The organism is Pseudomonas helleri (genome assembly GCF_001043025.1).
Classification (GTDB): Bacteria; Pseudomonadota; Gammaproteobacteria; order Pseudomonadales; family Pseudomonadaceae; genus Aquipseudomonas; species Aquipseudomonas helleri.
Window position 1 is genome coordinate 1 of record NZ_JYLD01000002.1, and the last position, 24,789, is coordinate 24,789.

The following is a 24,789-nucleotide window of genomic DNA, read 5'->3' on the forward strand; positions in this document are numbered from 1 at the left end:
TCGGTTGGCACGTACTGATTGGTCGTCGTATTCTTTTTCATGGACTCGCCCTCGCTGTCGTTGGCTTCTAATAGAATGCCACCGTGGCGCACAGACGCCTCGGCTTGGGCGAGTCCATGTAATTACAGATGGCAGATTTGTAAAGCAGGCACGTACCTTGCATTTACCCTGAAAAGCCCGCCCGGCCTGGTTCGGCGGCGATTGAATGGGGTAAATATCACATTGAACATTCTCGATCTCGATCACAGCCTGACCGCTCAAGCGCCTATTGCGCAGCGATTGGCCGATGGCCGCGCAACCCGCCTCGATTTACTGGCCCTGGGCCCAAAATTGCGTCTCTGGTCAACCGAGCGCAATTACCAGCGTTTCGTCAAACAGCTGCAGCAACGCCCAAAACCCCGTGCCAACACGCCAGAAATCTTCTTTGTCGGCTCCGGTGACTATCACCATCTCACCCCGGCCCTGCTGGCTGATCTGAGCGAGCCGGTGACGCTGATTCACTTCGATAACCACCCCGACTGGGTCCGCTTTGCGCCCCGCCGCCATTGCGGGTCGTGGGTCAATCGCGCACTGAAGCTGCCGACTATCAAACGCATCGTCACCCTCGGCCCGTGCAGCGATGACCTGGAGAATCCGCAGCTCAAGGGCGGAAACCTCGGGGCCGTACAACGGGGCGACTTGCAGCTCTTCCCCTGGCAACACGCGCCCACCAAAGTCTGGGGGCGGATCGGTGATGCCGCAGGCCATGAACAACGGGAAAACCTCCTGCACTGGCGCAACCTGGCCGATCAGGACTGGCCAACTTTTATCGAACAACTGATTGAGGGCCTGCCGACAGACGCCATTTGGATCACCATCGACAAAGACGTGCTGGCCAGTGAAGACGCGGCCACCAATTGGGACCAGGGCGGCATGCGTTTGAGCCACTTGTTGCACGCCATCCGCGCCCTGGCCGCGAGCAAGCGTGTGCTGGGCATTGATGTGTGCGGCGAGTTTGCCAAAGCCCCGCACAGCAACGTGCTCAAACGCTGGGAGGCCAAGTCCGATCAACCGCCGCCAGAGCGCTGGAGTGACACTGACCTCTTGCGCAACTCAACCACTAACGACGCGCTGATTGCGCTGTTTGAGGAGTTGTTCCCGTGACGCTGATTGTGATTTTGCTGGTGGCGTTTTCTATCGTCCTCGATGTTATCGGCCAATTGTGTTTCAAGGTCGGCCTCGACCGTTTGCCTGAGCTCGAAGGCGGTTTTCGCCTCAATGCGTTTTGGGGCCAGGTGTTTAACGCGCCCCTGCTGTGGGCCGGGATCGGCGCCTATGTCATCGAGTTTTTTGTCTGGCTCGAAGCGCTGTCACGAGCACCGCTGAGCCTGTTGTTCCCCGCCGCTGCGCTGGCGTATTGCGGCGTGGTGTTCGCCGGCAAAGTGTTTTTGGGTGAACACGTCAGCCGTCGGCGCTGGATGGGAACCCTGGTGATCACCCTTGGCGTGATGCTGGTCTGCATCGCCGGAGCGTAAGGAGCTAATGCGTGGAAAAGACTGAACCGATGAACACAACAACCGACGGCTGGCTGCATGGCCGCTTGGGCACCGTGGTGCTGTGGGCGCTGCTGATCATTCTCGAAAGCGGCGGGCAAATCGCTACCAAAGTCGGCGGCGACCAACTAGGCCAGATGGATTTCACCCTGCAATGGTTGCAGGCGGTCATGACCAACCCGGGGGTTTGGGTGGCGATAGCCTGCTATATCGGGGCCTTTTTTGTGTGGATGCTGATTCTGCGGCGCAGCAGCCTGTCGCTGGCCTTCCCGCTGAGTTCGCTGGTGTTTGTGGGGGTTTTACTGGGGTCGTGGCTGGGGCTGGGAGAACACATCAGCCTGCTGCACTGGGCGGGCGTGGCGGTGATTATTGTCGGCATTGCCTTACTTGCCGATGGTGAACCAGAAGATTGACTGTAGTCGCTGCCGAGGCACGAAGGCTGCGATGGGCTGCGATAGGTTGCGACAGGTTGCGAAGCGACCTCCAGACGGCGGTCCTGCGGCCCGCATCGCAGCCTTCGTGCCTAGTCAGCGACTACAGGTGTTTAAAACTTGTAGCTCACCGCTGTTTGTACCGTGCCCTGGTTCACATCGCCTATTTCTTTGACGATGCTGCTGTCGGCCGCCGAGCCGACCAGGCGTATCCAGCTCGCGCTGGCCACCAGCGACCAATGCTGCGCCAGCGGGAATTCAAAGTTCTGGGTCAGGGTGACGTTCTGGAAACCGCCACTGGCGTTGTACCGCGCAATGCCCGACGCCTGGGCCTCACTGGCATTGACCCCAAAGAAGGTCGACATCTGCCGGCCATCGGCAAAGTGCGCTGACAATTGGCTGCTGCCAATAATCCCGAAGCCCAGCGGATAACCCAACTCGCCACCCACCTGGCCCAATACGCCGCCCTGCCCGCCAGCGGCGCCTACCGCCTGGCCCACTTGCACATATAGACGCCAAAAGTCAGCCGGGCTGTATTGCACAAAGCCGCCCAGTTGCGCCATGTCGGACACATCGCGCAAGCCGCGCAGCGAACCGTTGGCATTACGCCCCGGCAAATAGTTGATGAATGGCCCCGCCGTCCAGCCATTGGCGTTGAGCGCGTTCCAGGTCAGGCCGTCGTCGGTATCCAGGCTGAAATCACCCCAATCCACGTCGAAATACGGCAACGGCACTGTCTGGTAGCGGCTGCCGCTCGGGTCGTAGGGCTGATAGCCCACCCCTACGCCTGCTTCACCACTCGGGCCATCGGCCGCGTGCGCACCGGCGCTTAGCAGAGTGAACAGCACAAAAGCAGACAAAGGCGTTTTCATAAAACGGGTTCCATAGAAATTCATGCGCGCATCAATCGCTTTTTTGGCCAATCGACGCAAGCACTGATGTTGTTTGTAGCGAGCTACAAAAATTGTAGCTCCACAACGTCAATTTGCTCGCACCCGCCTCCAAGGCCCGCGCCAGCTGGGCTTTGGCAAGTTGGCACAGTCGATGCAATTGCCTGTTCATGCGCAAACAGCGCCTCTCCTCAACAGGACAATGCAGATGATGCAATGGCATATCGTGTGTGATTTCGACGGGACCATTACCCGCACCGACGTCATCGACAACATTCTTCAACGCTTCGCTGACCCTAGCTGGGAGACGATCGAAGAACAATGGGTGCAAGGTGAAATCGGTTCGCGTGAATGCCTGAGCCGCCAGCTGTCGCTGGTCAAAGCCTCGCCAGCCGAATTGCTGGCTTACTTCGATACGGTGGAGATTGACCCGGACTTCCCGGACTTCGTCGATCACGTCATCGGCCTCGGCGCCACCCTGGAAGTGGTCAGCGACGGCATCGAGCAAGGCATCGCGCGCATCCTGGCACGCAATTACGTGACCCTGCTGCCGATCCTCGCCAATCGCTTGCGTCAGGTTGACCAGAACAGCTGGCGCATTGACTTCCCTTACTCCAGCGACGCCTGCCGCGCCGCCTCGGGCAACTGCAAATGCAAGTCCACGCCCAGCGGCAAGCGCGTGCTGGTGATTGGCGATGGCCGTTCCGACATGTGCGTGGCCTCGTCCGCCGACTTCGTGTTTGCCAAAGACAGCCTGGCCGAGCACTGCGAGCGCAACGGCATCCCGTACGCACGCTTCGACTCTTTCTCTGAACTCCCGGCCTTGCTCGCCAAATTGCCAAGCAACGCCGCTAACGCCCCTCATTATTCTCGTGACCAGCAGGAACTCTTCAATCATGTCTGATATTCGAATCGCTACCGCTGAAGACCAGATTCTTCTGGAAAAAGAAGCCAAGTACTGCTCGTATGGCGATACCGTTCACTACATCGAGCCACCACGTATTTTCAGCCGCTGCGAAGGCTCCTACGTTTGGGACACCGAAGACCAGGCTTACCTCGACCTGCAAATGTGGTACTCGGCGGTTAACTTCGGTTACGCCAACCCACGCCTGAACAACGCGCTGAAACAACAGATCGACACCCTGCCGCAGATCGCCAGCCAATACCTGCACAAAGGCAAGATCGAACTGTCGGAACGCATCGCAGTCGACGCCAAAAACAAGTTCGGCCTCGACGGTCGCGTGCACTTCAACGTCGGCGGTTCGCAGTCCATCGAAGACTCCCTCAAAGTGGTGCGTAACGCCAGCAACGGCAAAAGCCTGATGTTCGCCTTCGAAGGCGGCTACCACGGCCGTACCCTGGGCGCGTCCTCGATCACCTCGAGCTACCGCTACCGTCGCCGCTACGGTCACTTCGGTGAGCGTGCCAACTTCATCCCGTTCCCGTATCACTTCCGCGGCCCTAAAGGCATGACCAAAGAAGAATACGGCAGCCACTGCGTGCAGCAATTCGCCCGTCTGTTCGAAACGGAATACAACGGCGTGTGGGACCCGAAAGTCGGTCAAAGTGAATACGCAGCGTTCTACGTCGAGCCGATCCAGGGCACCGGCGGCTACGTGATTCCGCCGATGAACTTCTATAGCGAACTCAAGCAAGTGCTCGATCAGCACGGCATCTTGATGGTGGTCGACGAAATCCAGATGGGCTTCTGGCGTACCGGCAAGCTGTGGTCGATCGAACACTTTGACGTCAAACCAGACGTGATCGTCTTCGGCAAGGCGCTGACCAACGGCCTCAACCCGCTGGGCGGCATCTGGGCCCGTGAAGAGCTGATCAACCCGAAGGTATTCCCGCCAGGTTCGACTCACTCTACCTTCGCGTCCAACCCGCTGGGCACCGCCGTAGGCCTGGAAATGTTCAAAATGACCAGCGAAGTCGATTACGGCGCGATGGTCATGGCCAAGGGCAAATACTTCCTGGAAGGCCTGCAAGAGCTGCAAAAACGCTACCCGATCATCGGCGATGTCGACGGTCTGGGCCTGGCCCTGCGCTGCGAAATCTGCGGTCCGGACGGCTTCACGCCAGACAAGGCAACCCTGGACTACATGGTTGAAGAAGGCATGAAGGGCGACATCGAAATCGACGGCAAGCGTCTGGGTCTGATTCTGGACGTGGGCGGCTACTACAAAAACGTCATCACCCTGGCACCGTCGCTGGAAATCAGCTACGAAGAAATCGACCTGGGCCTGGCCCTGCTCGACCGCCTGCTGCACCGGGCGATGAAACGGTGAACGCGTCAGAGATCGATCTGGGCGAAGGCGACGCCGGTTTCGTTCTCGGCACAGGTGAGGTCGGGATCCTGTTGATCCACGGCCTCACCGGCACCCCGACGGAACTCCGTCGGGTGGCCCAGGGCCTGGCCAAAGACGGTACGTGCACGGTGTACGTTCCGACCCTGGCCGGGCACTGCGGTGACAACAGCGACCTGCAAGCCACCGGCTGGCAAGACTGGTACGAAGGCGTGCGCAAAACCTTCGCCGGCATTCGCCAACGTCACCAGCAGGTGTTCGTCGGCGGCTTGTCGATGGGCGCCGTAATGTCGATGTACGTGGCCTCCGAGCACCCCGGCCAGGTCGCCGGTTTGCTGATGTATTCCACCACCTTGCGTTACGACGGCTGGAGCATCAACAAGCTGGCATTCCTGACCCCGCTGCTGATGGCGATTCCGGGCGGTGTGCACCTGTGCAGCTTTGAAGAAAAGCCGCCTTACGGCATCAAGAACGAGCGCTTGCGGGCGATTGTCGAGCGCCAGATGAAAGCCGGCGAAAGCAGCAATGCCGGGTTGTTGACGATGGAAGGCGTGACCGTGCGCGAACTGCACCGGATGAACGCTGTGGTGAAGAAACGCATGCCGTCGATCACCACGCCTGCACTAGTGCTGCACTCCATCGAAGACGACATCACCAGCCGCTGGAACGCCGATTACGTGGAGCGCCACTTGGGCGGCCAGGTAACCAAAGTGTTGCTCGACAACTGCTACCACATGATCACCGTCGACCTGCAATACCGCCGAGTGATCGAGTTGAGTGCCGCCTTCGTAAAAAAGAACAGCAACGTGACAACGCAACCGATTGAGTATTTGCAACAAGCCTGACCCCAAGGACGTCTCATGATTACTGCCCACGCCTTTTCATCACTCCAGGCCATCGAGCGCGAGGCCTGGAATGACTGTTTCCCAGGTGCTCTGGAGGATTGGGACTACATCATGGCGGTCGAAAAAGCCGGCATCGAGGGCTTCGAATGGCGTTACCTGACGCTGTTCGAAGGCTCGACCTTGATTGCAGCAGCCACCGCATTCACCACCAGCTATCGGCTTGACACCACGGTTCAAGGCATCGGTAAACGCTTTACCGAGCAATTGAATCGCGTGATGCCCGGGTTGATGCACTTACACCTGTACGCCATCGGTTCGCCGGTGACAGAACAATGCAGCGCGGGCACGGCCAGCCACATTGCCGCCTCCGAACGCCCCGCCCTGCTCGCCCGACTCCTTAAGCTGGCCCACAGCGACGCCGCCCAACTGGGCATCGGCCTGATTGCCGTCAAAGACGTGCCCAGCCACGACAATGACTGGGCGCACAGCTGCAAGGCGGCGGGTTTTCAATCCATGCCCAGCCTACCCAGCGCCATGCTCCCGGTGCCCTATGGCTCGGTCGACAGCTACCTCGGCTCTCTGGGTAAATCGACGCGCAAAGACATGCGCCGCAAGCTGCGGGCGCCAGAACCACGGGTGGAATGGCGCAACAATATCGACGACGTCTTGCCCGAGGTCATGCGCCTGTACGAAGCCACCCTCGAACGCAGTGATTTGCAATTTGAACGCTTACCGCCCGCCTATTTCACCGGTATTCTCGAGCAACTGGGTGACCGGGCGCTGTGCGTGCTGTATTGGGTCGACGAACATCTGGTCGCCTTCAACCTGGTGCTGATTGACGAGCATCGGTTGATCGACAAGTTTTTTGGTCATGACCTCACGCTTAGCCGCGAGTACAACTTGTATTTCAGGAGTTGGGTGGTGAATGTCGACTACTGTATTCGCAACAACATTGCCTTATATGAATGTGGTCAGGCAGGCTATGCCAGCAAGATTCGCCTGGGTTGCACGTTTCAGAACAACACCCTGTTCTTTCGCCATCGCAACCGCTTGATCAATGGCGTGCTCAAACTGGTCAAACTGTTCATCCGCCCTGACCGCCACGACCCTGCTCTGGCTGCCGCGATAAGCGAGACATAATGCCCATCACGCCTGAATCTTCGCGCAAACCCCAGCCCTTCAAGGTCTCGCGCTGGACGGTGCAGCGCAAATTGGTACTGGCTTTTTGGCTGGTCAGCGTCGTACCGACCATGATTGCCGCAGAATTGGCCGCCACCACCCTGTCACAGATTTTCGACAGTAACGTGCGGGTCTGGCTGCAGGAATCGACCAAAATCGTCAAAGACGAAATCAGCGAGATCCTTCAGGACAACGCCCGCGTCGCCAAGTTGTTCCAGCAATACACCCACCCGCCGTCTTCCAACAAAGCCATTCGCCACGACAAACTCACCGCCGACATTGCCGACGCGATGGGCATTGATGTAGTGGCACTGATTCGCAGCAGCGACCATAAAGTGGTGTTCAGCACCGCCAGCGACAACATCGTCGACCAGATCAGCCTGGCCCCCAACGCCGTCTTGCAGACCATCAATGTCGGCGGCGTGCCGACCGGCACCGTGGTGTCGACGTTTCCTACCGTTCAAGACGGCGAGGACTACCAACTGCTGGTGGCGACCTTCATGGACAGCAGCTTCCTGACCAGCGTGGCCGATGTGCATTCCCTCGACCTGCGCCTGTACCTGTCCAATGCCAATGGCTTCGCCGAGATTTTCTCCAGCCAGCATTTTGATGAACACAAACCCATGCTCTCCCACAGCATCGAGAAGACGCTGCGCGAGACCAAGCTCCCCAGCGAGCAATTCACCAGCCGCTACAGCGGTCTGTACTGGCCCATCCTTAACGACAACGGCGAGTTGCAAGGGGTGATCTACAGCGGCCTGCTGCGCCACTCCAGCCTCGTCGGGCTGGTCAATCAGACCAACCTGTTTACGCTGATTTTTCTGCTCGGCTCGCTGCTGTCACTGACCGTCGGCTGGCTGGTGTCAGAACGCCTGACACGCCCGCTACGGGCTTTGTCCGAAGGCGTACGCGCAGTGACGGCGGGGGATTACAACCAGCGCGTCGCAGTGTCGGGACACGATGAACTGGCCGAGTTGAGCAGCACCTTCAACCACATGACTGCGCGCCTGGGCGAGTTACAACACCTCGAAGGCCAATTGCGTCGGCGTGACCGCCTGCATGCCCTGGGCGAAGTGGCCATGGGCCTGGCACACGAAATCCGCAACCCGCTGGGCATCATTAAAACCGCCACCCAGTTGCTGCACCGCCGGGCCGACCTGGGCGAGACCGACAAGCGCCACCTGGAATACGTGGTCAGTGAGGTCACGCGCATCAACGAACTGATCACCGAGTTCCTCGACTTCGCCAAACCCAGCGCCCCGGTGCGCTCGCAGCAACTGGCGCGGCCCTTGGTCGAAGACATTCTGGGCTTCTGCGAGCCCGAGCTGAAAAGCCACAACGTTAAAGCCCAGATCGATGATCAGGCCCCCGGTGCGACCCTGTATGCCGACGCCCGACAGTTGAAGCAGGCGTGCCTGAATTTAATCATCAATGCCATCGACGCCATGCCGGACGGTGGCTACCTGACCTTGCGCATTGCGCAGGATGACAACGGCGATACCGTATTGAGCATTATCGATACGGGCCAAGGCATTGAAGCTGACATGATCGAACGCATTTTCACCCCATTTGTTACCACCAAAGCTTCGGGCACCGGCTTGGGCTTGCCCAAAGTGTTTTCGATCCTGGAAAACCATGACGGCCGTGTTGAATGCCTCAGCGAAAAAGACGCTGGCACCACCTTCAACTTGTATATTCCGGCCCACGGAGGGGATGAGTCATGAGCCATAACGTACTGGTAGTCGACGATGAGCCAAAACTCTGTGACCTGCTCAGCTCGGCGCTGACCCAGAACGATGTTCACGTGTTCACCGCTGGCAACGGCCTGCAAGCCCTGGCCATTCTTGAGCAGGAAGACATTGACCTGGTGATCAGCGACTGGCGCATGCCCGGCATGGACGGCCCACAGTTACTGGCCGAGGTCAAAGTGCGCTACCCGCAATTGCCGGTGATCGTGATGACCGCCTACAGCACGGTGAAAAACGCCGTGCAATCGATGCGTAACGGTGCCTACGACTACATCGCCAAACCCTTCGACATCGACGAGCTCGACATCACTGTCAGCAAAGCCCTTCAATTTCGCGACATCGTGCGTGATAACGCCCGCATGCGCGCCGAACTCGATGAACACCAGCACATAGACAGCCTGGTGGGTGAAAGCCCGAGTTTTCGTCGTGTCCTGCAGGCCATCGACTCGGTACGCGACAGCAGCGCCACCATCTTGCTGACCGGCGAAAGCGGCACCGGCAAAGAAATGGTCGCCCGCGCCATCCACCGACATGGCAGCCGGGCAGACAAGCCCTTTGTCGCGGTCAACTGTGCGGCCATTCCTGAAGGGCTGCTGGAAAGCGAGATGTTTGGCCATCGCAAAGGCGCCTTTACGGGCGCGGTTGCCGATCGCGTCGGGCGCTTTATGCAGGCCGACAAAGGCACGTTGTTTCTCGATGAAGTAGGCGACATGCCGCTGGCCTTGCAGGCCAAGATTTTGCGCGCGTTGCAAGAACGGGTGATTGAGCCCGTAGGCGACCCGCGAGAACGTAAAGTGGACGTGCGGGTGATTGCCGCCACCAACAAAAACCTGCTGGAAGCCGTGGCCAACAAAGAGTTTCGCGAAGACTTGTACTACCGCCTGAACGTCTTCCCCATCCCGCTGCCCGCCTTGCGCGAACGCGTTGAAGACATCGGCCCGCTGGCGCGGCACTTTGCCCACAACCTGGGCGCTACCGCAGGTAAACGAATCACCGGTTTTAGCCCGAGCGCCTTGCAGGCAATGACGCAATACAACTGGCCAGGGAACATTCGCGAACTGCAAAACTGCGTTGAACGCGCCACCATCGTGGCCCAGAGCAGCACCATCGAAGACAGCGATTTACCGCCTTATCTGTTCAGTGCCCAGCCGCTGCAGAACAGCAGTTTGCTGACCCCTGAAGTCTGCGTCCCACCTGATCTGGAAGCCGCCCTGGCCGAGGTTGAAAAGGCCTACATCCTGGCCGCCTTGCAACAGGCCCAAGGCGTTCAGGCGGCGGCCGCACAATTGATCGGGATTTCAGAGCGCAGCTTTTGGTATCGCCTGAAAAAACTCGATATACATGTCGACAAGATTGCCAGGTGATACTCACCTGGCCTCTCGGGGCACGTTTAGCGAATGGTGTAATTGATATGCAAAATAATGTCATTCAAGCTCATTAACATGGCCTGCTGGTTGGGGGTATTGGCCTGCTCAGCAGCGTTCGGAAACATCAGAGAAAACGCCGCGTCTTTCACCGGTATGCCTTCAAACGGCAAATACTTCCCATCGTTGAAATCCAACTGGAACAGGCCGTTGTCATTCAGACCATGGGAAATCGCCATCGCCGTGCAACCGTCCGCTATCGGTTCATTGCCCGAGTAACTCAATAAAGCTTGCACGTCTTGATACGGCCCCAGAAGTGCGGGTAGCGAGACACTCAACGCCTTGAGCAAACGCCTCGCCCCCAGCCTGTCCGGATAATCGTTCGCGATATTCATGTCTTTGAGATCAAAGGTCAGGATCAGCCCCTCATCTTTCAACGTCACAGTCACCTTGGACGGTTCTTCATGACGGCGTGCGAGCGTAGAGGCCTTTTGCGTCAATGCTGTTTGAATGTCTGTAATCAGACTCGGGGACAGCGACAGCAACGAGACCGTTTTGCGCACCTCCAATGCCCGACGATCCCACTGCAGGTATGTGTTCTCCATCTGTTGCAAACTCAGAAGAAGACTCTCCCCGGCCAGCAACCCCTGATACAGATCGTTCCAGTTACCTGGGCGCAGATAGTTGCGCAAATCACTCGTTTCCCAGCGCAGGCTGGCTTGCGCCTGAGTACACAGTGCAGATACCGAGTCGTAAAGCTGGTAGTAAAGCGTGGCCAACCGCGCAGCCTGCCAATTAAACAGAGCTTGACCGGTGAAGCGGGTGGTCATTACTTCCAGTACCGCAGCACTGTAGGCCTGCTCCAGCTCAGTCTGCTGTTGCTGTTTAAGGGTCATGTTTTTTTGTTGGTTCAAGGCCGCGATCTGGTCCGTGAGTTGTTCCACTTCACGCCGCGCCTGATCACGCTGCAAATCCCAGTCTTGACGCCTGCGGCGGTATTGCTCGGATATATCTATTTTCCCGGCGATGCCTTCCATTATGTTGGCCGTAATTCTAAGCGCGTCGCTGGAAGCATCAACGACGCTGCCTAACTTGCCCCATCCCGCCCCGCCCATAGCAAAACCAATACCACCCCCCGCCATGGCCATTGTTGGGAGCGTATTCAATCCTCCACCCACTAGCCGCAATACTCCTGCAGCGCTGTCGATATAGCCTGCGTCGCTGCGCAAGTCCATGGACTGCTGCTCTCGCGAGGAGATATTTTCCTGGTACAGCGCCTCGTAATGCTGCTGACGGGCCAAATGGCTGGCCTGGCTTTTCTTCATCCCCTCCAGGGTCTGGTCGAGCGAGGCCAGATTGGCACGATGTACTTCACGCAAAATGGCCAGCAGCCCGCCCTGCTGAGTTTGCTGCATAACACTTAACGCATCGGCGTCGCGGCGCTCGAGGACACTTTGCAGGTTGGCACCGAACTGGATGACCTGTTGTACGCCAGTACGAGCACGCTCCACTATCACTGGAAAGCGTTGCGGCCACAGCAGTGGTGTAACTTGCGCCTCCTGGCTACCTGCACCGTCCCCCGCCAGCCGTGCCATTTGCAGCGCGCGCGGATCAGTGGGTAACTCGAATAGTTTCAGTGACAGCGGATGCCCGTCGATGGACAGGTTATGGCGCAGGTTGTAAAGCCGCCCTTCAAAACGATCCCAGTAAGCCAGCACGGCGGCATCAACCGGGGCCCGAAACGGCCCGTTGACCACTGTAATCTGCGGCACGGATGCAGGGGCCAGATGCGGTAATTGCTGCTCGACCAATTGTTCCAACTGCAGTAATCGAAGATTGTCAGCACTGCTGGCCTCGTTCAGTGTCGGTGCGTCCCACGCCAGAGCTAACGGCAGCGTCGGGCGCGGGCCGAGCATTTGCAGGGCTTGCACGTACCACATGCGGGCCTCACTGAGGCTGTCGCGGGTTTGCTGGCGATACAACTGGTCGCCGCGCGCGGACAGCAGTTCCAATGTGCGCAGGTAAACGGCCAGCTTGTAGTGCATAGGGTCAGCGGCAGCAATGACATCAGGGTCATCGGTATCAGCTGGGGACGAAGGGTTCCAGGCGGTGTCTTCCTGCAACGGGCGCACATTCCAGTAGCGCGGCTGCGTACCATTCATCTGCAAGTTGCCATCGGCATCGCGATAACCTGCCGGATCGAAGATGCGCTTAAACCAACGCTCGGCCTCATCGAAACGCTGTTCAGACAATAGTCGGTTGGCAATCAACAGTGGGGCATGAAAGAACACTTCCCATGTGTAGAGCCCTACACCCCCAATAAAAGTGAGTGGGCGGGTAATCGTGTTGCCAGCGTAATCCTCTGGATCGATCAAAAGCTGCTGCAGGTCCCATGACAACAGCGCGTCCACGCCATCGAGCATTTTTTGTTCCATTAACGGACCGGCGAGTGTTGTTAAGGTGAACTCCTTATGTTGACCGGGCATGGTGTACAACATTTGAGTACGGCCTGTGTTCAGGCGGGAAGTTGAGATCCACAGGCTCTCATTGGGGACGATGTTGTTGAAGGTTGCCGGGGCACTATCATTCACTCGTGACAACTCAACATCGTACGCCATGGTATTGAGATGCAGCTTTACGCTAAACAACCTGTCTGTCGCAAAATCATCAAATAAAACATCAGTGTGAGCCGCAGCCCTTCCGTTATGACTTCTCCCTTCAAAAAACTTAGAACCGAAAACACTACTATTAGAATAAAAAATCTCAACAGCAAGTTTAACGCCAAACGGATAATTTACCACTACACCCATATCAATTGTCAACTTACCATATACAGACTTTAGAAATACTAAATCAGAAACTTTAAATCCTACCCCTGCATTATCAAAATAATCACGATAAAAATTACTCTCCACTTTATATTCGGTTGCCTCCGTGGCTGCCGTATAACTAATTGGCTGCCGCACCGGGAAGATATGGCTATAGGGTTCATGTATAAGCTCATGTATAAACCCCAAGTTATCCATTACACCTAACGACTCAACCGGTTGTAACGTTTTATTGTAGCGAGCAACATCAAGCCCCTTGGGAACATCAAAAAAAACACCCAACGACGGCGCCACACCTGGCCTGACATCACGCAATTCAACCGCAAAAACGCCGAGGGCGTTATTGGTGAGTGGGTAGTTACGCAACTTCCATTGCCCGCTGGGAAGCAAGGTCGCGACTTGCAGCTCCCGAATATTGATTAGTTGAGTTTCAAGAGCGTCGCCTGTATCGGTAAGTTCGCTCCTGCTCGCATATTCATGCACACACAGCACATGCAGGCGACTATCAAAATATACAATCGACGGTACAGTGTCCGGCAATGGTTGTAATGGCGCATCAATCTTCAGCCATTCTGTCCATGCTCCGGCATTGCGCACTCTAGAGTCTTCACCGTAATCGGTTGCATCCACACGTCGCCAGTAATACTCCCCGGTCGTACCGGGAATGCTGCCGCAAAAATACGCGGCCCCCTGCTTTCCAGCCGGTTCGACCTGATACCCACTGTCATAACGAATATCCAGCACATTGCGCAGGCCGCTCACGTATTGCGTAAACGCCTGTTCAACGCGTTCTTCGGTAACACGGCCCTGATTGATCGCTGACTCCAGCTCCACAAACAACTGGGTTTTGTTGTAGCGCAATTCAGGGTCAATATAGCTGGCGGGGTAATGTAATAACCGCTGTAATCCGGCCCAGTTGGCGTAGCGTTTGTTATAGGCGTTCCAACGGCTGAAATAGCCGTTGTGGCGTGAAGCCTCTTGCATGGCCTGCGCGTCAGTATCAGGCTCCAACTGTTCCTGGCAACGGTGTAAATACAACTGGACACTGGCCACCGCTTCGGCAATACGACTGGTCTTGATAAGACCGGACACTTGCGTATCCAGCAGCAGGTACTCATAAAGATCATCTGCGCTGACAATTTTTTCAGCCAACTCACCAAGACCACGATCAGGAATCACACGCTGGATGTAATACGCCACCAAAGCATCGCGCCGGGATTCGTTCAGGCCAGCTAACAAAGTCTCGTTCATGCTGTTTCTCCCGTGCTAACCATGCGCTGCTGCGATGATCAAGTCGGCAATGTGTTCAAGGGTTGGCTGTAATGTGCCTGAGCCAGTCAATGTCTCAATCAGGGAAAGATTGGTGGGGGATACATTGAGTTTTGTGCTCAATTGCATACGACGCAGCAAGGGCAATAACGCTGTAAAACTGCACGGAATGTGTTCGCCCATCAGCGCCCTGGTTTGTGCCAGTTGCCAACCGTGCAGGTCGCTGAGCAATTGCGCGGCGCCGTCGACCGTTAAATCCGGGTCACCCTCGGCCGCGCGCTTCAGGAATTCACGCGCTTCGGCCACCGGACGAATCAATTGCAGTTGCCAGCGACGATAGCGCGACAACAGCAGCAGAAAACTCAGCGTTAACGTGGGCATCGTGTCTTGGCCTGTCAGCACCGAAGGCCTGACCGGCTCAACGCTGGGCATCAGCAGCGCCAAGTCCTGCTCGCCCAACTGAGCCCAATAGCAGACTTGGGCGAACTGCCTCGCCAAACAGGCGTACTGAACTATTTTGTCAGTACTGAATTTACTGTCTTGGCAAAATGCCTGGATATCAGCCCAAAAATTTAATAGGTCATATTCCAACAAATTTGGGTTCATCATCCCGGCGACGGCGTCGACCCACATCAGCAGGGTCGCTGTGACATTGGGCTTCAAGCCAAACTCTGCTGCGAAATGGCGCGCCAGTTGAGCCTTTATTGACGCGTCCTCTGTAAACCGTCGCTCAGGCGTGACCACTTCACGACCAGTCAGCGTGCTGTAAATATTATCGATAAAGGATTTCAGTTCATGAGTGAGCTGCACCGGATAGCGATTACTTGTCATCGCGACCAATGACGCGGGCTCCAATTGCTCGGCACTCATCCAGTCGACCAGATAACCCGTGCGGATCAAGACACCGAGAGCAACGGCGCCAGGCCTTGGTTGAGCCAGCGCTTTAGCAATAGCATTGGGGCTGCCCATTAAGTCCCAAAGATACAAAGCCTCGAGCACACTCAGACCAAATAATCGTGGAATCGCAACCAGCCGATACAGCGCTGAGATGTGCTCTAACTGCAGCACTGGTAATACCGCCCCGGTAATACCTGGCAAGTAACCCGCCAGCAAAACAAGCGCACCGTCATCAATCTGCAGGCCTTGGCACAGCGCTGCGCGCACCTTCATAGAGGTGGCGTCTGGCGTTTCAGACGTACCACTGAAGGAAATATTGATTTTCCCGATCAAGTCAGCCTGACCAAACAGGGAACGATAAAACGATAACGTGCCCGTGGCATGGAAGGTGTTGATCACACCCAGGCAGGCGGCAAAACCATTCACCGTCATGCCATACCGCTTGCGCAGTGGCATATAGACTGCGAGTGCCTGCAGCGTCTGCGTCAATGGGTGAGCCGTTATATCTTCGTTGGCCTGACTGATCAGCCAGTCCAGTTCTGCGAACGACAATACCTTCAGATGTCGCTGCAGCCGAACCAGGCGATTGAGACGTTCGAAAGCACGGCCATTACGGTTGTACAAACCACTGTTTGAGGGGCTGTTTATTGGCGCAGGCACTTCCTGACCGAGCGCTGCGCCGACGTACCAATAGAAGGGTTTGGCTGCGGCCGGATCACCGTCGTCCCAGCCATTGATATAGCGTGCACCGTAGGTTTGAGGTGGGACAATAATGACCTGCTTACTCACCATGATCGTAATCGGTTCACGTCGTTGTTCAGGGTCACTTTCCAAGAGCAGCGTGGTCTCATCCTCATAATAAGGCCCCGCCCCTAATCCCTCTAAAATAGTGTCTTCAGGCAGTTTAAGGGCCTTTTGAAAATCCGATGCGAAACGCATGCTAGTAATACTAGGGCGACCAAAGTATCTGGCCACACTTGCGTCAGATGTATTGCGCTGTTCAGTCAGTATGTTGACTAACTCCGGGGACATTCCCAACGCATCACGCGCATAAGCAACAGGCATTCTCGTTGCCCAGCTCAACAGTTCAAGATCCCGGTTTAACGCCGCGCCCTCGAAATCCCCCAATACCGACCAAATATCCACGGGGCTATTTTTACGGGCTGCCAGCCCCTGAAAAATTCTTTCGCTGGCATGGTTATAAGGCAGATTCATCGGATAAACCGTCGTACGCAGTAATTCGTCAGCATCACCTTCTACACCGGCATCGAGCACTTCCAGGGTCAGAGCCAGCGTCGAGATTTCTTCATGCAAATTGGCGTCGTTCAGGGTCAGCGAGCCCAGATCAGGGCGCCGATTATCTAACTGCAGGCCATGCGCAACAGGGTGCAGCGGCTTGGCGGCACGATACAGATCAGTCAGATAACTGGCCGGGGAAAACAACGAACCTACCGAGTCAGGGTGAGCAAACTCAGTGCCACTGGCCGGCTCGAACCAATCTTCATAGTTGCCGCCACCACCGAGTGAACGCTGCATCAAGGTACGGTTGTAATGCACACCCAACTTGCTCAAGCCTCGCATGGCAGGCTCGCTCCGCGCGCACAATTGAGCATAGAGCCGCGTCAGAGAGGCCGCCCGGCTTTGCGCTTGCTCATAAAAATCTACTGCTTGGTGATGTTGCAACCCCAGCGCGGGTTGTTGCAGCAAGTGAGCAACAACCTGGGTACGACCACGACGAACCACCTCAAACACGGAAGTAAAACCTAGCCGGGTGAGCTGTTGGTTGAACGCTTGCAACGCGTCACGAGCCACAGCACTGCGTTCCGGAATGGGCGCCGCTTGGACAGTGTCGTTTGTCTTGATTTTTTTAGACTTTTGCGGCGTGCTTGTGGCCTTCTTTCCTTTGTTAGCTGACTTTTTGTCTGTGTCTTTTTTTGTAGTGGGTTTTTCGGACGACTTTTTCCCAACCATCACTAACATTCCCAATTGGCGGCTTAATTAACCCCCGTAGGCTTTACCTCTGCTATTCGTAGAGGTGGCAGCACATAAATCGGAGGCAGGCTCTGCTGAGAGTGATTAAGCAATGCACAAAGGGGCTTGCCTACTGTAAGAAATGACAGTACTGCATACCACTTATCAGAAACCCTGGGGAAGGTGTACGGGCACTAGTGGGGACCCGATCGGCATACCGCTCCACCCCGTCAGTCATGCGTCTTATCGACACCCACGGCAACATGAGACAAACTCAACGCTTTCGTGTTGATCATCAAGTTTACTCATGGAGTCACCGTGCTGGAAATTCGTCACCTCAAAACCCTGCACGCTTTACGCGAGTCCGACAGCCTGGTTGAAGCGGCCGAGCGCTTGCACCTGACTCAATCTGCGCTGTCTCATCAATTCAAAGAATTGGAAGAGCGCATGGGCATGCCGCTCTTTGTGCGCAAGACCAAACCCGTGCGTTTCACCAGCAGCGGGTTGCGTCTGCTGCAACTGGCTGACGCCATGCTGCCATTGCTGCGTGCGGCTGAACGCGATATCACACGGCTGGTGGGCGGCACAGCCGGGCGCTTGCACATGGCGATTGAATGCCACAGTTGCTTCCAGTGGCTGATGCCCACCATCGACCAGTTCCGCGATGCCTGGCCTGAAGTTGAACTCGACCTGGCGTCGGGCTTTGCTTTCGCGCCTCTGCCAGCGTTGGCACGGGGTGATCTGGACCTGGTGGTGACGTCAGACCCGCAAGAAATCGCCGGGCTGACTTACGTGCCGCTGTTTACCTACGAAGCCATGCTGGCGGTGGCCAACCAACATCCGCTGGCCAGCAAACCGTTTATCGTGCCTGAAGACCTGAGCACAGAAATCCTCATCACCTACCCGGTGGAGCGTGACCGCCTCGACATCTTCACCCGCTTCCTGGAGCCTGCGGATATTGAACCGGCACACGTGCGGACTTCTGAACTGACGGTGATGATGATGCAGTTGGTGGCCAGTGGCCGAGGCGTGTGCGGGATGCCGCATTGGGCGCTGCATGAATACAGCTCACGGGGCTATGTGCAGGCCAAGCGCCTGGGTGAGAAAGGCTTGTTCGCCACGCTGTATGCCGCTGTGCGCACCGACATGCTGGATGCGCCCTACATGCGCGACTTCTTGCTGACCGCAAAAGACACGTCGTTCTCGACGCTGGATGGCGTGAGCGCGGTGAAATAAAGCACCGCCACCGCCTGTAGGAGCGAGCTTGCCTCGCGATCTTTTGATCTTGATCTAAGAGCCCCCTCACCACGCCTCTCCCGAAGGAGAGGGAACCGATTGGGGGATGCTGAAGATACTCGCTGTCCTGTTTGATGCGCGACAGCGCGGCGTCGAAGACGCGGCGGCCCCCTCGCTCCTGCCGTTATTCCTCCGGCGTCGTCAGACGCCGCATATGCACGCGGTCGTAATAGTCTTCGCCAACCCGAATCGCGCTGTCTTCCAGCCCCGATTGCTCAAACCCGCAACGCCGATACAGTGCCAGCGCCGCCGTGCTGTTGGCACTCACGGTCAATTCAACCACTTTGATATCAGGTTCTTGTTCGGCCAGCGACAGCACGGCCTGCACCAGTTGCTCGCCCACTCCCTGCTCGCGAAAGGCGTGGGGTACGTACAGGCCAAACAACGTGGCCTTGTGCTGCGCGTCTTCCCAGGGCTCAAATGCCAACCCGACAATGCCCACCAGTTGCGCGTCAATAAAAGCACCAAACAGGGCGCTTAACTCGTCATCCAATTGCCCTTCCCACCAGCTCAGCGGCAATTCCTCACGATCAGCAATACCAGACACAAAGGCCTCAGGGTGCAGCGAGTACGCCTCCAGCATCAACTGGCGATAAGCCTTGGCGTAGGAGGGATCAAGCAGTTCAATAGCCATTACGGTGGGTCCCAATCAAACGGTTTTACGTTGTTCCAACAGCAGCCTGATCGCCAGCCCCGCCAATACAAAACCCATCACAAAACGTTGCGCGATCAGCCACGTGGGGTTGCGCGCAAACCACACGGCGATACCGGAAGCGAACAAAGCGATCAGCAGGTTAACGCTGAAGCTGACCGTGATTTGAGTAAAGCCCAGCACCAGGCTCTGGATAAACACCGAGCCATGCTCAGGGGTGATGAACTGCGGGAATATCGAGAGGTAAAACATCGCCACCTTGGGGTTCAGCACACTGGTCATAAACCCCATCAGCATCAGCTTTGGTGTTGAATCCGGCGCCAAGTCACGCGCTTCGAACGGCGAGCGCGCACCAGGTTTCAAGGCTTGCCAGGCCATCCACAACAGGTACAGCGCGCCTGCCCATTTCAACGCTTCATAAGCCATCGGCACGGCCAGAAAAACGGCTGTCAGCCCCGCTGCCGCAGCAAACATATGCACGAAGAAACCGGCCACTACACCGACCAGAGAAGTGATCCCTGCTTTACGCCCCTGACAGATCGAACGTGAAATCAGGTAAATCATGTTCGGCCCTGGCGTCAGCACCATCAGCAAACAGGCCGCAGCAAAAATCAGCAGATCATGAGCAGGAATCATGGGCAGTCCTTGGGTGTGATATCAGGCCATCGATTGGCGATAAAACGGCAGGATCAAGTCACGTGTCAAGGGTGCCAGAATCAGGTCGCCATCGGTTACCGGATCAATCCAGCGCACCTCCTCAATCTCGGCGGCCGGGCTGACCGGCTCGTCGATGGTGACCTGGAACAACTCGGCCTCCACGGTATATCCCGGCTCGTTGACCGCAGGCGCCGAAAAGTTACCCAGGTATACGGCGTCCGAGGGCTCAATGATCAGGCCAAGCTCCTCGTGCAGCTCACGGGCCAAGGCCTCGGCAGGCTGCTCGCCTGCATCAATCTTGCCGCCAGGTTGCATGAAAGCCTGAGTGCCGCGCTTGCGTACGAGCAAGGTCTGGCCATTGGGCTCGATCAACAAAGCAGCAGCAATACGGATGGTTTTGGACATGAAAAAAGACGCCTTGAACACAAAGGCGGCAAGGATCACACGAGTCTCAAGTCGACCACAACCCGTGCATTATCGAGCGCTGTAGTCAACACACTGGACCGCTCCCTGAATGATTGCAGTGTTGTTTTCGTCAGGCGCAATGGACTACTTTCTCGACTTCTCTTTCAATCTGCGCCCCTTTTGCAATTTCAGCGGTGCGCAGGTCGTAAGCTGTTTGCAGATTCAGCCAAAATTGCGCCGACGTGTCCAAGGCGATAGCCAAGCGCAACGCCACATCTGCGCTAATGCCACGACGCATCAATACAATTTCATTCACTGTCGGTGCAGAAACCCGTAAGGCTCGTGCCAGTGCAGCGGCTGTCAGGCCAAGCGGATCCAGATACTCCTCCTTGAGAATCTCTCCGGGATGTATGGGCCGCATGCCGTTTTTAAACATGATTCACCTCAGTGGTAGTCCACAATTTCGACATTTTCCGCGCCGTTGGGGCCCCAAAAAAAACAGATCCGATACTGACCGTTGATTCGAATACTGTATTGGCCTTCTCTATCCCCATACAGTGGCTCTAACCTGTTTCCAGGTGGCGAGCGCAAATCGGCGAGTTCAAGGGCAGCGTCCAGCATGATCAGTTTTCGCTCAACCACCGAAGCTATTGCGACCCACCGTCGGGTTCGGCCGGTCTCAAAAAAGATTCTGGTGTCTGCGCATCTGAAGCTTTTTATCATAATTTAACGCTTAACGTTATTCGTTAATAATCACTGTACTCTTAATCCCTCAACACCCGATGTACGAAAAGTCGACCAGCGACAGACGGCCCGCATAAATAGCAGCCATAAAAAAGGGCCGCCTCATTATCTGAAGCGGCCCTGAGGTAAATCAGCTGGCCTGATTACGCTTCGGCTTTTTTGCCTGAGCCAAAGGTGGCGAAGCGTTTGTTGAACCCGGCGATCCGACCTTCGGACTGGGTCTTGCGCTGCTGGCCGGTGTATACCGGGTGGGAAGCGCTGGATACGTCAAGGGCCACGTAAGGGTAGGTGTTGCCGTCGCTGTGGGTGTGGCTGCGATCGGTGTCGACCGTGGAGCCAATCAGAAAGAAAACGTCAGCGGCGGTGTCGTGAAACAGTACGGTGCGGTAGTCGGGATGGATACCAGGTCTCATAAAGCCTCCGGGGCGTCTGGGTGTTTTTGATGTGTTATACAGTAACACAAGAAAAACACCCAAACGAGAACCGATTGCAATAAGGTTAGACCCAAGGCTTATCAGGACGCTTCCTGGAAATCCATTTCCGGCGGTTGTTTAGTGAAGCCACGGGTCAGGAAGCCCAGGTAGATACAGCCAATCACCAGCCAGGTCAGGCCCAGGTAGATAGCCAGATGGTCAAGGCTGATCATCAACCACAGGTCTGCCAGCAGGCCGATGGTCGGGAACACCAGAAACAGCACAACTTCACGCAGACCACGGTTTTTGCCGCCGATCCAGTAGTGGAAGATCACCGACAGGTTCACCAGGGTGAACGCCAGGAACGCGCCGAAGTTGATGAACGATGTCGAGGTGGTCACGTCCAGTTTCAGCGCCAGCAAGGCAACCACAGCGCACAGCAGAATGCTGTTCACCGGCGTGCCGTATTTGGCGTGCAGGGTGCCGAAGAACGACTTGGGCAATACACCGTCACGGCCCATCGCAAACAGCAGGCGCGAGCCACTGGCCTGAGCCGACAGGCCCGAGGCAAATTGGCCGACGATCAAACCAATCATGAAGATCGACACAAACAGGTCGCCACCAATATTGCGGGCGATCTCGTAGGCCGCCGAGTCGACGTCCGCGAACTGGAACGATGGGTGAGCGATCTGCACGAAGTACGACACGCCAACAAAGATCAGCCCGCCGATCAAGGTGATCAGCATGATTGCCCGTGGAATGGTGCGACGTGCGTCGCGGGTTTCTTCAGTGAGGGTACTCACCGCATCAAAGCCCAGGAACGAATAGCAGGCGATGGCCGCACCGCTCATGATCAACGGCATTTGCATCTGGCCATTGAAGAACGGTTCGATGGTCCACAACGGCTTGCTGGCGTCACCGCCGATGTAATGCACACACAACGCCACAAACGCGATCAGCACCAGCGCTTGTACCAGCATCAGCAAGGCGTTGACACCGTTGGCCAACTTAAGGCCGACGATGTTGATCAGGCTGGTAATGCCGATAAAGGCCAAGACCCAAATCCACTGCGGCACCGCAGGGAACGCCGAGTGCAGGTACGCAGCGCCGATCAGCCAGATGGCCATGGGCAAGAACAGGTAGTCGAGCAGCACCGCCCAACCGGCGATAAAGCCAAGCTTGGGGCTGATGGCCTTGCGCACGTAGGTGTAAGCGGAACCGGCCACCGGAAAGGCCGAAGCCATACGCCCGTAACTCATGGCGGTGAAGAACATCGCCACCAGGGCAGCCAGGTACGCGGCCGGCACCATGCCGCCGGTGGATTGCGCCAGAATGCCGAACGTGCCGAGCACGATGATCGGTGTCATATAGGCGATGCCAAACAGCACCACCGACCCTAGCGACAGGGTGCGTTGCAAACGAGCCATGGGTGAATCTCCGCGCGATTATTGGTTTTATGGCAGAACTGAAAGTCGGTGAAGCTGTTTTTTTTTATGGTCGAGCATTCCCGCGCACCGCGCAGGAAGGTCGCCTTGGACGCTCCGCGTCCCAATTACGCAGGGATCAACAGCTCCCGTGTCCCGTCAGCGCGCTCGATTACCTCACCCGGTAATTTCAAGCGCTGGTCGTCCAGGTAGCGGTAGTCCTTGCGAGCCGCTTTCAATTGCGCCAGATCCAGCTCTACGCGGAATTGGCCTTCTTCACGCCCTGCTTCAAACAGCAGCGTGCCGAATGGGTCCACCAGGGCGCTACCGCCCGCAAACAGCAGCCCGCCATCGCCCTCTTCCACCCGGTTGACCATCAGCGCGAACGCCTGGTTTTCCTGGGCGCGGGCCATGATTGAGGTGCGGTGCGTCGGACCGTACGGGTCCATGTTGCCGTTGGTGACGATGAGCAGTTCGGTGCCCAGTTGCGCCAGGGCACGGGCGCTCTCCGGGAACTCGATGTCGTAGCAGATCAGCAGGCCGACGCGCACGCCGTTCCACACGCAGGTGCTGTAGCGGTCGCCAGCGTTGAATACGCCACGGTCCGAGGCCCACAGGTGGGTCTTGCGATAACGCAAGGCCACGCCTTCGGGGGTGATCATCAGCGTGGTGTTGTAGAATTTGCCGTCGTCGTTTTCGGCCATACCGATGACCACGGCAATATTGCGCGCTTTGGCGGCCTGAATAATGGCCTGCACAGTCGGGCCGTCGATCGATTCGGCAACCGCTGCTACTGTTTCGGCAGAGGGGAAACCCATCAGGTGCGTTTCCGGGAACACGATCAACTGTGTGTCAGCCGCGCACGCTGCAATGGACGCAAGGGCCCGTTCAAGGTTGTAGGCGGTGCCGTTGTCACGGCCTGCCAATTGAGCAAATTCGACCTTCATGGGTATTCCCGTTCTTTTGTAAGTGTTCTCGTTGGCGCAGTATGCTTAGCCACAACCTGCCAGGGAATCACGCGGCGGGGGTAACCCGATAGGGGTAGATTGATGACCATGTCACTTGAAGACATCGCCTGGCACCGTTCAGTTGGGCAAATGATAGACGCTCTGGACCAGACCAACTTTTGGACTCAACTCGTACGTCTGCTGGAGCACTATGTGCCGTTTGACAGTTGGGTGGTGCTGCTGTTCAGCAGTGAGCACAAACCGCTGGTGTTCGCCGAGTGCCCGGGGCAGGACGGCAGCCCGGACCAGTTGTTTCAGGACTACCTCAACGGTCTGTACCTGCTTGACCCGTTCTATATTGCCAGCCGCGAACACTCGCGCACCGGCCTGCTGCGCCTGGCCGAAGTGGCGCCGGAGCATTTCGAACTCACCGAGTACTACCAGCGCTACTTTCGCCTGAACGTGGTGGCCGATGAAATCCAGTTCAACAGCCACCAGCCCGACGGCCGTACCTTGTGCCTGTCATTGGGCTCGCGTCAGCGTTTTGACCGCGAACAGATCGCCCTGCTGTCGCTGATCCAGCCCTGGGTGCTGAGCCTGCTGCGCCAGCGTCTGCCCTACGAACTCAAGCAAGTGAGTACGCCCGAGCCGCCAGAGCTCAACGACGAATGGGGCACGCACCTGACCGCCCGCGAACTGGACGTAGGCCGCTTGATGCTCAGCGGCTGCTCCAGCAAAGAGATCGCCCGCAAGCTGGATATCTCGGTAGAAACCGTCAAAGTTCACAAGAAGCACATCTACCGAAAGCTGGGCATCAAGTCGCAATCGGAGCTGTTCTCGATCTTTTTGCAGGCTCAAAAGGACCAGAGCGCTCCCCAGACAACCTAAACTCAGGGCTCTTCAGCCCGGCCGCAGAGCCCTTAGTCCTTGTCCGGGCTTTACCGACAGGCGCAGAATGCCTGACCGACCTGAGCGTCAAATCCAAGGA

Annotated in this window: 22 protein-coding genes; 11 read left to right on the top strand and 11 right to left on the bottom strand. The window is 56.9% G+C overall.

The genetic code is table 11. The features are described from left to right. Window positions 1-222 precede the first annotated feature (222 nt). The 3 genes from TU84_RS02730 to TU84_RS02740 are packed head-to-tail and all read left to right on the top strand — an operon-like array spanning window position 223 to window position 1,945. Window positions 223-1,143, top strand: a complete 921-nt coding sequence (locus TU84_RS02730) for an arginase family protein (RefSeq protein ID WP_048366985.1) — start codon at window positions 223-225, stop codon at window positions 1,141-1,143. After that, on the top strand, window positions 1,140-1,514 hold the full coding sequence (locus TU84_RS02735) for a DMT family transporter (protein WP_048366986.1): 375 nt from the start codon (window positions 1,140-1,142) through the stop codon (window positions 1,512-1,514). The genes TU84_RS02730 and TU84_RS02735 overlap by 4 nt, the downstream gene beginning before the upstream one ends. 29 nt (window positions 1,515-1,543) lie before the next feature. Further along, a complete protein-coding gene (locus TU84_RS02740; RefSeq protein ID WP_048367775.1) occupies window positions 1,544-1,945 on the top strand; it encodes an EamA family transporter in 402 nt (133 codons plus the stop codon). A gap of 131 nt (window positions 1,946-2,076) precedes the next feature. On the opposite strand, the gene TU84_RS02745 is transcribed toward TU84_RS02740, so the two are convergent. Then, window positions 2,077-2,835: a MipA/OmpV family protein gene (locus TU84_RS02745; protein ID WP_048366987.1), complete on the bottom strand. Its 759-nt coding sequence runs from the start codon at window positions 2,833-2,835 to the stop codon at window positions 2,077-2,079. Between the two features lie 226 nt (window positions 2,836-3,061). Here TU84_RS02745 and TU84_RS02750 point away from each other — a divergent pair, with 226 nt between their 5' ends. From TU84_RS02750 to TU84_RS02775, 6 genes are read left to right on the top strand one after another with little or no spacing between them, the layout of a single operon-like run. Further along, on the top strand, window positions 3,062-3,757 hold the full coding sequence (locus TU84_RS02750) for an MtnX-like HAD-IB family phosphatase (RefSeq protein WP_048366988.1): 696 nt from the start codon (window positions 3,062-3,064) through the stop codon (window positions 3,755-3,757). After that, window positions 3,750-5,144, top strand: a complete 1,395-nt coding sequence (locus tag TU84_RS02755) for an aspartate aminotransferase family protein (protein ID WP_048366989.1) — start codon at window positions 3,750-3,752, stop codon at window positions 5,142-5,144. The genes TU84_RS02750 and TU84_RS02755 overlap by 8 nt, the downstream gene beginning before the upstream one ends. Further along, complete coding sequence (locus TU84_RS02760) at window positions 5,141-6,007, top strand: alpha/beta hydrolase (RefSeq protein WP_048366990.1); 867 nt, start codon at window positions 5,141-5,143, stop codon at window positions 6,005-6,007. The genes TU84_RS02755 and TU84_RS02760 overlap by 4 nt, the downstream gene beginning before the upstream one ends. A 15-nt stretch (window positions 6,008-6,022) precedes the next feature. Next, entirely contained in the window at window positions 6,023-7,147 is a 1,125-nt protein-coding gene (locus TU84_RS02765) for a GNAT family N-acetyltransferase (protein ID WP_048366991.1), read from the top strand. After that, complete coding sequence (locus TU84_RS02770; protein ID WP_048366992.1) at window positions 7,147-8,910, top strand: sensor histidine kinase; 1,764 nt, start codon at window positions 7,147-7,149, stop codon at window positions 8,908-8,910. The genes TU84_RS02765 and TU84_RS02770 overlap by 1 nt, the downstream gene beginning before the upstream one ends. Continuing rightward, complete coding sequence (locus TU84_RS02775; protein WP_048366993.1) at window positions 8,907-10,298, top strand: sigma-54-dependent transcriptional regulator; 1,392 nt, start codon at window positions 8,907-8,909, stop codon at window positions 10,296-10,298. The genes TU84_RS02770 and TU84_RS02775 overlap by 4 nt, the downstream gene beginning before the upstream one ends. Window positions 10,299-10,324: 26 nt before the next feature. On the opposite strand, the gene TU84_RS25200 is transcribed toward TU84_RS02775, so the two are convergent. After that, window positions 10,325-14,377 (bottom strand): Tc toxin subunit A-related protein, encoded by a 4,053-nt coding sequence (locus TU84_RS25200; protein ID WP_053225181.1) that lies wholly within the window; start codon window positions 14,375-14,377, stop codon window positions 10,325-10,327. A gap of 15 nt (window positions 14,378-14,392) precedes the next feature. Further along, window positions 14,393-17,263: a Tc toxin subunit A gene (locus TU84_RS02785; RefSeq protein ID WP_048366994.1), complete on the bottom strand. Its 2,871-nt coding sequence runs from the start codon at window positions 17,261-17,263 to the stop codon at window positions 14,393-14,395. A gap of 318 nt (window positions 17,264-17,581) precedes the next feature. On the opposite strand from TU84_RS02785, the gene metR reads away from it, so the two are divergent. Next, the gene (metR, locus tag TU84_RS02790) at window positions 17,582-18,499 is read left to right on the top strand and encodes a transcriptional regulator MetR (RefSeq protein WP_048366996.1); all 918 of its coding nucleotides are present in this window, start codon (window positions 17,582-17,584) and stop codon (window positions 18,497-18,499) included. A gap of 184 nt (window positions 18,500-18,683) precedes the next feature. On the opposite strand, the gene TU84_RS02795 is transcribed toward metR, so the two are convergent. The 8 genes from TU84_RS02795 to TU84_RS02830 all read right to left on the bottom strand — a co-directional run bounded on the left by TU84_RS02795 (window position 18,684) and on the right by TU84_RS02830 (window position 23,801). After that, window positions 18,684-19,193 (bottom strand): GNAT family N-acetyltransferase, encoded by a 510-nt coding sequence (locus tag TU84_RS02795; RefSeq protein ID WP_048366998.1) that lies wholly within the window; start codon window positions 19,191-19,193, stop codon window positions 18,684-18,686. Window positions 19,194-19,208: 15 nt separating this feature from the next. Then, complete coding sequence (locus TU84_RS02800) at window positions 19,209-19,847, bottom strand: LysE family translocator (RefSeq protein WP_048367000.1); 639 nt, start codon at window positions 19,845-19,847, stop codon at window positions 19,209-19,211. 21 nt (window positions 19,848-19,868) lie between these two features. Next, window positions 19,869-20,273 carry an NUDIX hydrolase gene (locus TU84_RS02805; protein ID WP_048367778.1) on the bottom strand — a complete coding sequence of 135 codons (405 nt, stop codon included), beginning with the start codon at window positions 20,271-20,273 and terminating at the stop codon, window positions 19,869-19,871. A gap of 130 nt (window positions 20,274-20,403) precedes the next feature. After that, window positions 20,404-20,709, bottom strand: coding sequence for a HigA family addiction module antitoxin (locus TU84_RS02810; protein ID WP_048367001.1), 306 nt, complete (start codon window positions 20,707-20,709; stop codon window positions 20,404-20,406). An 8-nt stretch (window positions 20,710-20,717) separates the two neighbouring features. Continuing rightward, window positions 20,718-20,996, bottom strand: coding sequence for a type II toxin-antitoxin system RelE/ParE family toxin (locus tag TU84_RS02815; RefSeq protein WP_048367003.1), 279 nt, complete (start codon window positions 20,994-20,996; stop codon window positions 20,718-20,720). 164 nt (window positions 20,997-21,160) lie between these two features. Continuing rightward, the gene (locus TU84_RS02820) at window positions 21,161-21,430 is read right to left on the bottom strand and encodes a type B 50S ribosomal protein L31 (protein ID WP_048367004.1); all 270 of its coding nucleotides are present in this window, start codon (window positions 21,428-21,430) and stop codon (window positions 21,161-21,163) included. A 101-nt stretch (window positions 21,431-21,531) separates the two neighbouring features. Continuing rightward, window positions 21,532-22,857 (bottom strand): APC family permease, encoded by a 1,326-nt coding sequence (locus tag TU84_RS02825; protein WP_048367005.1) that lies wholly within the window; start codon window positions 22,855-22,857, stop codon window positions 21,532-21,534. Between the two features lie 125 nt (window positions 22,858-22,982). Beyond that, the gene (locus TU84_RS02830; protein ID WP_048367006.1) at window positions 22,983-23,801 is read right to left on the bottom strand and encodes a carbon-nitrogen hydrolase family protein; all 819 of its coding nucleotides are present in this window, start codon (window positions 23,799-23,801) and stop codon (window positions 22,983-22,985) included. 102 nt (window positions 23,802-23,903) lie between these two features. Here TU84_RS02830 and TU84_RS02835 point away from each other — a divergent pair, with 102 nt between their 5' ends. Further along, window positions 23,904-24,689, top strand: coding sequence for a helix-turn-helix transcriptional regulator (locus TU84_RS02835; RefSeq protein WP_048367008.1), 786 nt, complete (start codon window positions 23,904-23,906; stop codon window positions 24,687-24,689). Window positions 24,690-24,789 lie beyond the last annotated feature (100 nt).